Origin of the sequence: Youngiibacter multivorans (assembly GCF_017873395.1) — a bacterium.
GTDB classification, from domain to species: Bacteria; Bacillota; Clostridia; order Clostridiales; family Clostridiaceae; genus Youngiibacter; species Youngiibacter multivorans.
On record NZ_JAGGKC010000051.1, the window covers coordinates 1 to 9,573 of the forward strand.

At 37.5% G+C, this 9,573-nt stretch carries 10 protein-coding genes; 2 read left to right on the forward strand and 8 right to left on the reverse strand.

Translation table 11 applies throughout. The annotated features are described in order from the left end of the window. Positions 1–138: 138 nt before the first annotated feature. The 8 genes from J2Z34_RS17070 to J2Z34_RS17105 form a co-directional block, all read right to left on the reverse strand. A complete protein-coding gene (locus J2Z34_RS17070) occupies positions 139–738 on the reverse strand; it encodes a hypothetical protein (protein ID WP_209461079.1) in 600 nt (199 codons plus the stop codon). Positions 739–869: 131 nt separating this feature from the next. Further along, on the reverse strand, positions 870–1,835 hold the full coding sequence (locus J2Z34_RS17075) for a hypothetical protein (protein ID WP_209461080.1): 966 nt from the start codon (positions 1,833–1,835) through the stop codon (positions 870–872). Between the two features lie 308 nt (positions 1,836–2,143). After that, positions 2,144–2,623, reverse strand: coding sequence for a hypothetical protein (locus J2Z34_RS17080; RefSeq protein ID WP_209461081.1), 480 nt, complete (start codon positions 2,621–2,623; stop codon positions 2,144–2,146). Positions 2,624–2,752: 129 nt separating this feature from the next. Beyond that, positions 2,753–3,235: a hypothetical protein gene (locus J2Z34_RS17085; RefSeq protein ID WP_209461082.1), complete on the reverse strand. Its 483-nt coding sequence runs from the start codon at positions 3,233–3,235 to the stop codon at positions 2,753–2,755. Between the two features lie 405 nt (positions 3,236–3,640). Then, positions 3,641–4,564 (reverse strand): recombinase family protein, encoded by a 924-nt coding sequence (locus J2Z34_RS17090; RefSeq protein WP_209461083.1) that lies wholly within the window; start codon positions 4,562–4,564, stop codon positions 3,641–3,643. Between the two features lie 320 nt (positions 4,565–4,884). Next, positions 4,885–5,574 carry a suppressor of fused domain protein gene (locus J2Z34_RS17095; protein WP_209461084.1) on the reverse strand — a complete coding sequence of 230 codons (690 nt, stop codon included), beginning with the start codon at positions 5,572–5,574 and terminating at the stop codon, positions 4,885–4,887. Positions 5,575–5,783: 209 nt separating this feature from the next. Then, positions 5,784–7,154, reverse strand: a complete 1,371-nt coding sequence (gene rlmD, locus J2Z34_RS17100; protein ID WP_209461085.1) for a 23S rRNA (uracil(1939)-C(5))-methyltransferase RlmD — start codon at positions 7,152–7,154, stop codon at positions 5,784–5,786. A 61-nt stretch (positions 7,155–7,215) separates the two neighbouring features. Then, complete coding sequence (locus J2Z34_RS17105) at positions 7,216–7,581, reverse strand: MmcQ/YjbR family DNA-binding protein (RefSeq protein ID WP_209461086.1); 366 nt, start codon at positions 7,579–7,581, stop codon at positions 7,216–7,218. Positions 7,582–7,685: 104 nt separating this feature from the next. Between J2Z34_RS17105 and J2Z34_RS17110 the strand changes: the two genes are divergently transcribed. Then, positions 7,686–8,441: a sulfite exporter TauE/SafE family protein gene (locus J2Z34_RS17110; RefSeq protein WP_245250907.1), complete on the forward strand. Its 756-nt coding sequence runs from the start codon at positions 7,686–7,688 to the stop codon at positions 8,439–8,441. 248 nt (positions 8,442–8,689) lie between these two features. After that, the gene (locus J2Z34_RS17115; protein WP_209461087.1) at positions 8,690–9,415 is read left to right on the forward strand and encodes a transposase; all 726 of its coding nucleotides are present in this window, start codon (positions 8,690–8,692) and stop codon (positions 9,413–9,415) included. The last annotated feature ends 158 nt before the right edge of the window (positions 9,416–9,573 follow it).

Genomic DNA, 9,573 nt, shown 5'->3' on the forward strand with positions numbered 1-9,573 from the left:
ACCTCATCTTCGGATGGGGTTTTCATTTTTCTGGGCATATTCCATTTTCACAAACTTGAGGCATAGCCACCATGTGCACAACAATTTCCGCTTACCATTTTTTACTTGGAGCTATTTTGCAACAGCTCCTTTCTGATATCATTCATTAGGTATTAATTTATTGTATGGTTCAAGCCTGAAAACAGATTTACCCTCTGTTACTAATGCTTTCAGATACGGATATGAAGTTATTTGGGGGTCATCTATTGAAGTCAAAATCTTAGGTTCATTCTTAAAATGTAAGATTAGTTCCTCAACTCCTCCAGAATATTTAATTCGCAACTTGATTTCTAACATACCAGGTTCCAAATCCTCTTCATTTATTCCGAAATAAGTCATAGTGTCACTTCCCAAGTCATTATACGTTACTAATAGTCTATATGCTGTGAAGTCTTGGATTTCAGTCCATAAAGGAAAGTCTAAATTTTCGGCAAATCTTTGCCAATCACTAAGGTTACTTCTACCGTTGTTAAAGTCATGAGTTAGATATTCAAATGCTACCCCAGTAGGTAAAACTTTTATAGATTCTATCGATATAGGTTTAAGGGTCCTTGGTGCAATGATAATATCATATACAAAGAATGTATATTCAACTAAATCCTCGTCATCTATAAACTTAACTTTTGTTAGATTACAGAAATTTGACTGAAACGAATTACTTAACGTTGAATTACCATCAGCCGAAAAAAAATCCTTCATCGATTGCGAGATGTTGTGATTGTATTTATCGATAATTTCATAATTTTTGTTTGAATTACAACTTAAAATAAATAACGAAATAAGAATATACAATACAAATTTTAAAATACATTTCATTTTACTTATCACAGTTAATTTAAAGGAGTATATGCTAAACCAAACGCATCCCAATAGCCGCCAGTCTGATAAGTTTCCAGTGCTTTATTCACAATCCATAAGTTGTCATAAAAATGTGGTTTTGTTTCGATTGAATCATAATTAGTTGGATTAGTACTGTTATTCCCATTCTTTGGTCCGTTTTGATCTACTATTGGCTCCCCATAATAGTTGTATACTGAAGCCCAACTCCAAGCGAATGAGCGTCTCGATCCCACGTAGGCTACAGGAAGCCATTGATTTGAAACATAAACAGCACCAGCTTTATTTTGATAATAGTACTTGTTTTTTGTTTCAGCAGTAACTGGCCTATTTCTATCGAAGGAAGTGAAAATCTCACTAACAGCTTCAGAAACTACCCAACTTACTAACTTACTACTTATCGGCGTATATGTTAAAGCCAGATTCGCAATTGATAAGTAGGTTGGTCCTGTTTTTGTGCCAAGAGTAACATATCCGTTTGACCACCCGTAATACGTGATAATTTTATTAGGCAAGCTCATAGGTTCACTTAAAATATCCTTAGCAATCTCAGGTTTCAAATATTCCACACTGAGTATCTTTATATCACTATAAGCCATATTTTTCTCATCCAATTCAGTATAATCAGTGACAATAACATCATCTTCAAATATCAAATTTATTGTGCTACCAGTTTCAACCGTTTTATATACTTTTTGATTATATAGAGTTTCGTTATATGAAATAACTTGACTTAGCCACATGTTTTTCAGAGAATCAACATAAATATCTTTAAAACTATTTTCACTAGTTTTAAAATTTATCAATGAAATATCAGGCATTGGCAATTCGTATGTTATAGGTAATTCTGCTCTTTTTTCGTACTCAGTACCAAATACGAATACTGTTTTAGAAACTACTAGTGTAAATAAGATTGAATAAAGAAACAAACAAGTAATTTTATTTTTCACTTTTATCATAGTTCCTTTCTCCTTAAAAATTCAATATAACTACGGAATCACATAATTTATTTATTATAACACAAAGGGGTAAACTAAGGATTCTATGTCAAATGGTTAATTAACACATTACTTTTAGAAGCACATAATGATAAATCAAATTTATGTTAAATTCTACAACACAATGAACCATCGACACTTCATGAATAAGAAAAAATATAATATTTAGATTGTATTGATATAGATTCGTATACCAATTTAACTTTTCATGGTCCTAATCCAATATTCTTCATCCTGTAATTAATAAGTCTCGCAGTTTCGCTATAACTTTATTGAATAATTTTAAAATTTTCCACCTTATACGTGCCTTTATCATCGATTATCATTATAAGGCCGCTTATTTCGCCCTCCACTTTTTCTCCATTTAATAATTCATATATAATAGTTGCACTATAAGATAGAGTCCCTTCTATTTCATTTTTTGCTATAGTAAAACCCATATTAGACACGGTTGCATTATTCACGTTAGAATATATAATATCCCATTTTGGAATTATCCTATTCGAAATTAACCTATTTTTGGCGTTTTCAGTCAATAATTCACCAAATATTATATTAATATATTCTTCAACTTTAGTGTTTGAGATCTCGTTTTTTCTTAGTTCAATGAGTTTGTCCCTGTATTCATATTGCTTGTAATATGCACTAATAAAATCATTGGCTACTTTTTCTCTTTTACTGCCAGAACTACATCCTACTGATATAAAAATAACCAAAAGAATCAAAAATATAGTTAAAAATTTTTTCATTAAAGATACCTCTATTATTATTGTAATACACTGTAATTTATTAGTATATTACAATGCCATATTGTTTTATTAGATACAGTAATTATAAATACTATCGTTTGAAATATCTATCTATTAACTAGCTTAATGTTAGTATGTATACCGTAAAGAAAAGTACGGAACACGTGAGTTGTTTGTAAAATAAACATCATTTGTCCAAAGTGTAGCACCGTAAATTGAGATTACATATCCTGGATTATATGAAGCATAATACCCAACGTACCCTGTTATTAATGGATCATATTCTGTTATTAAAACCATCCTACAGCGTGAGCATTGCCAACATGCACCAGGATCTGGAAAAACTTTATTACTAGTATCAGGATACACACCACGATATATTACTCCCCAGCTTCTAGCGACCGCATCATGTGTAGCATATCCATTACATACCTCTACGGCCATTGGCATCATGTCTAATTCAAACTTAATATCATCAATTCCCATTCCGATTGGTGTTAATGAAGATAATGGTGTAGTTGCAAGTGCACTGGTAGAATGATTAGATAATGCAAGAAAAGATATAACTATAACTAACTTACATAATGTTTTGAGAACACTTAGCTTTTTCATAAACTCCCTCCATATCATCAAGAAATTTAGTGATTTATTTGTTTATATTTTAGCATACTAATATATAAAATGATACATAGATGTGTAAAAATACTGAATAATCTTTTAATTATATATTTGCTTTAAAGATTTTCGCGTAAAAGTATGCCCACCTGATCAAAAAGCACCAAAATTGGCAGTTTTACCGAATTTTGGTGCTTTTTTCGCAATTTTTACATTTTGATTAAATCGCCATATCCCTTGGCGTTCAAGGCTTTTGCCTCTCTATCAAGACGACTGTCTCAACGTGAAGTTATTAGGCTATTTCACATCTTTAAAGAACATGATAATAATGCTGTATTTATGCTGGTTTGACAGCTACCCTATCCTTTCGAGAAACAATTCTCGATTAGGCTATTTTGTTTTTTACTGCTTCGAACTGTATTTTTTGTTTTTTCGTTTGTTACATTCTTCACTCTCAATAACATTACTTCGTTGCTGTTTTTCAATCTGCACCGCTTGGAAAGTTTCCTTAGATATTATTGCCGGATTGTTATTCTCAACCCGATAGTATGACTCGTACTTTCCATTATCCAACACCCGCACATTGCCCATATACTTTTCATTACTGAGCATTACGTCAATTGATCTTTTAGGCCATGTAGCCTTTCCAGTAGGAGACTTAATTCCCAATAGTTCCAGTTCTTTGACAATACCTAAAACACTCTTGCCCTGAAGATAAAGGTTAAATATAATGCGAACATTATTCGCCTCTTTCTCATCAATAACCAGATTACCATTTTCATCATTGTAATACCCATAGCATTTTCTGTTATATAGCCTTGAAGTCCCCTGAGCGGCACGTTGTTTGATGCCCCATTTTATATTATCGCTGCGTAATTCATTCTCGGCCTGAGCAATTGACTCAATTATTGAAATCATAAGATCATTATTTGTATCTGCTGTATCGAGTGCTTCCTGTTGAAATATTACAGGTACACCGAGGATCCTTAGCTGATTCAAGGCATCAAGAATCTCTACGGTATCTCGGCCAAATCTGCTAATGCTCTTGGTTAGGATGATTTCTATATCATGGGACTTGCAATCATGCAGCATACGAGAAAATTCTTTGCGCGAAGAACCTGTCTTACTTGAAGCAATATCGATATACACATCTACTAATAACCAATTAGGATTAGCAGCTGTTACTCTTGTTAAAGCTGAGACTTGAGCGGTAAGGCTTTTCAGTTGGTCAGCACTGTTTGTACTCACACGGCAATAAATACCAACCTGCTTTTCTCGTTTCGGGGGTAATGGTGGGATAAAGTGTATTTTTTTGTTATCAGCCACAACAACACCTTCCTTATAACGAGTTCATTGAAAAATTGGTTATTTGGTTTTTCAATCTATTTTTCTCCATTTTATATTAAGCGCTTTGATAAACGAACCCTCATAATTTATATCCCTTTTATCCAAAGCGTCATCTGCCAAAAAACACACTCATCTTCAACGAGTAAGCATGCGCAAAAGATTTCTCGTCTATAGTTTCCTGTGCGCGTCTTAAATTCATTGATATCAGATCTTCAAAGCACAATTCGACAACACCATACCATATCGTCTCAACTCGTGCTGTCTAAGGCGTGCTACCCACAGGCTCGACAAGTTTGAATTTAATTACTGATATCGCAATAATTCTTTCTGGCAATATTGATTATTGGCGTGACATCATCATCATCAAACAAATCCAGTAAAGCGTCTTCATCATTATTTTCCTTAAATAACAGTTCTTCTTTATAGAGTGGAAATAATTGATAGAAATTGATTTTCCCTTTACTTTCAAGGCTGAAATCAAAAGTTTCCCAGTCCTTGTCAAGTGCATTCAGCAACATCATCGTACAGAATTTGGTATTTGCAGCATATGGACTATTGTGCTGATCCGATGATATGGTATGACCGTATCCTAACCAGGTATCACATTGAATAGGCAATCTTGTAGCAGCTTTCAACTGTCGTATAGGCCAATAATCCTTTTCATTTTTTGATTTGATGTCCCACATTGAGGGTAAACATAATACCAGTTCCATTCTCCCATAGTCATATCGTTCCAATTCTTTTGGAACGTTCATTCTAAAAGCACCAACACCCATAGTAATAAGCGTATAGTAATCATTGTCTTCTGTAGGAGGGACGACGATGATATCCAAATGGATATCAGGCGAGAATATTTCATGAATTACCTCAGTGTATTCTCCGAATCTTTCCCTGATGCCATTCTCATATTCCTCCCGCTCCTTTTCCGTATACAGATACATCGAATCATTTACTGCCTGTTTTTTCTTGAATCGCTTAAATAGGTTCATATTCTAATTTCCTTTCAAATCCCAATTTAACCTTCGGAATGTAGTCTTGTCTGCTAAATATAGAATCCAGATATCCAGATGACGTCTTCACCATGTTGTGCATTCTGAAATAACTTATAGTTTATATTATATCCGCTTAAACCATAGGTGTATTGGGAAACAACTACACATTTTACAAATTACTATATATAGTGGCTCAACCATGCATTTTATACAACATGTTGTGGTTTTTCCCTTTGTAGGAGTATCACTGTCTCAATGTGTGGAGTATTCGGAAACAGGTCTACTACCTTGGTCCTCTTTATCTCATATCCCTTCGCTGTCAGGTATTTCAGATCAGACACAAGGGTTTTGGGATTGCAGGATACATATATTATTTCATTGGCTTTGAAGTTCACAACGTACTCCAGAGCCTTTGGATGTACTCCCCCCCTGGGCGGGTCAAGTATTATCAGGTCAGGAGAGGATTCAAGTTTTGCTATGACATCCTTGACATCACCTGCAATGAAGGTTGTGTGGTCAAGCCCGTTGAGCACAGCGTTTTCATTGGCAGCAGAAGCCGCCTCTTCAATTATCTCGACTCCAATGACCCTATCAGCGTATTCAGATACGATCTGACCGATAGTTCCCGTTCCGCAATAAAGGTCGAAAATCTCGTTCTTTTTTTCAGAGATGAAGCTTCTAACAGTGCTGTATAGGAGCTCTGCACCCTTTGTATTTGTTTGGAAAAATGAAAAGGGCGATATCTTGAATTTCAAACCAAGCAGTTCCTCAAAAATATGGTCTCTGCCTTCAAGTACATTAAGCTTGTCGCAGTTTACTGCATCTGCAGGATTGTCATTTTCAGTGTGCAGGACAGAAACCAGGTCATAATCGAGTTCCAGTTCCATAAGGCCCTTTTTCCAGACTTCTGTATCCAGCTCCCCCTTGGTTGTTGTGATAAGGTTAACCATGAGCTCGCGGGTATTCTCTCCTCTGCGGATCATCAGGTGCCTTAGAACCCCTTCCCATTTCATTACCCTGTAGTACGGAGTTCCAAGCTTTCTGAAATGTTCAACCGTGTAGCTAAGAATCTTGGTGAAGTCCTCAGGGACAAGCAGGCATCCATCCACGTTCACAACTGCATTCTTTACACCCCTGTAGTGCATTCCAAGTGTAAGTTCACCATTCCTTACCTCGTCACCGAATGTGAACTCCATCTTGTTCCTGTATCCGTATTGTTCCTTTACAGCAACCAATCCCTCGTATATACCCATCGGAAGCCCTGCTTCAGAAAATAGGTTTACAACCTCATCATTCTTCATTTTCTCCTGGAGGTCCATTGGAATGTTCTGGCTGATACATCCGCCACACTTTCCGAAGTGTCTGCAAGGCGCATCAATCTCATATGGAGCCTTTTCACAGACCCCTCGCAGCTTTGCTTCAGCCTTTCCATTGCGGTTCTTGGACACTCTCGCAGAAACTTTCTGACTCGGGAAAGCTCCTTTAACTGACACTTTCACTCCATCGGCATATCCGATTCCTGTAGCTGGGAATTCATGCGACTCTATTCTTACTTCTATCAATTCGTTCTTCTTCAAAAAATCAATCCTTTCTCAATGATACCCTGATACTTTACCAGAAAATCCAAGCCTTGTGAACTCATTCTGTATCCCTGAGCTCATCCCTCTCAGCCCTCGTCAGCTTGTTCACAACCTGCAGATAGGAATGGTCGATCAGCTCCTCATAGAATCCGATGCCCATACTGCCATCTACAACCACAGTAATCCAATGCTTCTTGTTGAGATGGTATCCAGGCCTTATGAAACCGAACATGGACCGAAGCTCCACTGCTCTCTGAGGATCGCACTTCAGGCTTATTTCAAATGGCTCCTCATTGTTAACGAGCATGAATATCCTGCCGGAAACCTTGAAGACCTCAGTAGTATCATCGAAAGGAAATGAACTCACGGCCTTTTTCTTGGACAGTGCATGGCCCATAATCATATCCCTGTATTTATCAGACATCTTTTTCCACCTCCATCCTATACAGTCAGATTATATCATTCCTGACATGCGCTCTCCATGTTATAATCTTATGGTGAAAATAAATTTTGATTGGACTGATTTCTTTGCTTTTTAAGATGATTTTCCTATGCTCAGCCGGCTTCCTTGCAGCCTTCGTAGATTCAATCGCCGGAGGAGGAGGTCTCATATCACTTCCTGCATACCTTTTTGCTGGAGTACCCCCACATTTCGCACTGGGCACAAACAAGTTCGCCAGTACCTCAGGCTCTTTCCTCTCGACCCTTGGCTACGCCAGGTCAAACAAGATCAACTTCAGGCTTCTTCGGTTCGCAGTACCTGCAACGGTACTGGGTGCAGCACTTGGAGTCAGGACCGTGCTTCTCATACCTCAGGACTTCCTGTCACCCTTCGTATCAGTGATGATCCTTGTGGTCGGCCTTTATACAGTCTTCAAGAAAGGGATCGGAGAGCATAACAACTTCACTACGATAACAAGAAGAAAGGTGCTCTTCGGCACCCTGGTTGGCTTCACCCTTGGCTTCTACGATGGATTCTTCGGACCTGGTACAGGATCATTCCTTATCTTCATATTCATAAGGTTCTTCAGGTATGACTTCATAAACGCATCAGGTAATGCCAAGCTCATCAACTTCACCTCGAACATAACTTCACTTGTGATGTTCGCGCTTAACGGAAAGATAGATTATGCAATTGGCATCCCGGTTGCACTCTTCATGATGATAGGATCTACCGTTGGTACTCGCCTAGCAATCAGGAACGGTTCCAAGTTCATACGCCCCATATTCATCACCATGTCCATAGCTGTGTTTGTGAAGCTGGTATGGCAAATGACCACATGACACAAGCGTAATATCGCCATCATGCTGTGTTTTTACGGCTGCAAAAGTGTCGCCCGGGATAATCATCAATGGCATTAAGTTAAAAAGCTTGCATCACGTTATACGTGGTGCAGGTCTTTTTTTACCCAAAATTCATTTTTTGTTTGACAAGATACTTAAAATGTGCGGCCGCTTTCGTTACTAATTTTTATACCGTAACGAAAGCGGCCCTTGTAATTAGGAAGATACCAATTGCAAGGAGGGCACACATGAAAAATAATCCGAAAGAGCTAAGAGAAACTTTGTTGTCACTCATTCATGACTTGAAAAATGGTCCAGGTGAACACATCCGAAAACCAGGTGTGGATTTCGTTAGGAATCGAAAACTTCCATTCGAAAAGATGATTATCTCGATACTAGGAATGGAAGGAAGTTCATTAACTAACGAAATCCTAAGTCAATACGGATGTAGTATGAACGTAGCTTCAGCTGCAGCATTTGTACAACAGCGAGCAAAAATAAAACATACCGCACTTGAAAGTTTATTCCATTCATTTGCCCAAAGAACAACAGTAGATTCGTTGTTTAAGGGGTACCGTTTGCTGGCTGTCGATGGTTCTGACATCCATATCCCAACAAATAAAACTGACTTAGATTCTTTGTATCAATCTAAGGATGGGAGAAAACTATATAATCTACTGCATCTAAACGCTTTGTATGATATCAAGCGACACACATATGAGGATGCGATAGTGCTGAAAGGGCATCTTTCTAATGAAAATCGGGCACTTACAGATATGGTTGACCGATCTATGATGAAAACCCCCGCATTAATTATTGCTGACAGAGGGTATGAGGCTTATAACAACATGGCACATATACAGGAACGGGGGTGGAAATATCTTATAAGAATAAAAGATCATAGTGCCTATTCCAATGGCATTCTACACGGCTTCGAACTCCCATCTGAAGAAGAATTTGATGTTGATTGTTAGAGCCGCGAAATTTTGACATAGATTAGCCATGCTTGCCTGTCCGTAAATTGACGGATATACTGGAGAGAGAAAGAATTGAATAGAAAGGAAAGAACCCCTCCCTGAATTCCGCCTACGAAACTGAATCAGAGAAGGGTCCCCACTAAAATTAATTAGCA

Excerpts from the sequence above, each read along its gene's own strand:
- J2Z34_RS17070 (WP_209461079.1), bottom strand. The coding sequence starts at position 738 with ATGAAGGATTTTTTTTCGGCTGATGGTAATTCAACGTTAAGTAATTCG.
- J2Z34_RS17075 (WP_209461080.1), bottom strand. The coding sequence starts at position 1,835 with ATGATAAAAGTGAAAAATAAAATTACTTGTTTGTTTCTTTATTCAATC.
- J2Z34_RS17080 (WP_209461081.1), bottom strand. The coding sequence starts at position 2,623 with ATGAAAAAATTTTTAACTATATTTTTGATTCTTTTGGTTATTTTTATA.
- J2Z34_RS17085 (WP_209461082.1), bottom strand. The coding sequence starts at position 3,235 with ATGAAAAAGCTAAGTGTTCTCAAAACATTATGTAAGTTAGTTATAGTT.
- J2Z34_RS17095 (WP_209461084.1), bottom strand. The coding sequence starts at position 5,574 with ATGAACCTATTTAAGCGATTCAAGAAAAAACAGGCAGTAAATGATTCG.
- J2Z34_RS17105 (WP_209461086.1), bottom strand. The coding sequence starts at position 7,581 with ATGTCTGATAAATACAGGGATATGATTATGGGCCATGCACTGTCCAAG.
- J2Z34_RS17115 (WP_209461087.1), top strand. The coding sequence starts at position 8,690 with ATGAAAAATAATCCGAAAGAGCTAAGAGAAACTTTGTTGTCACTCATT.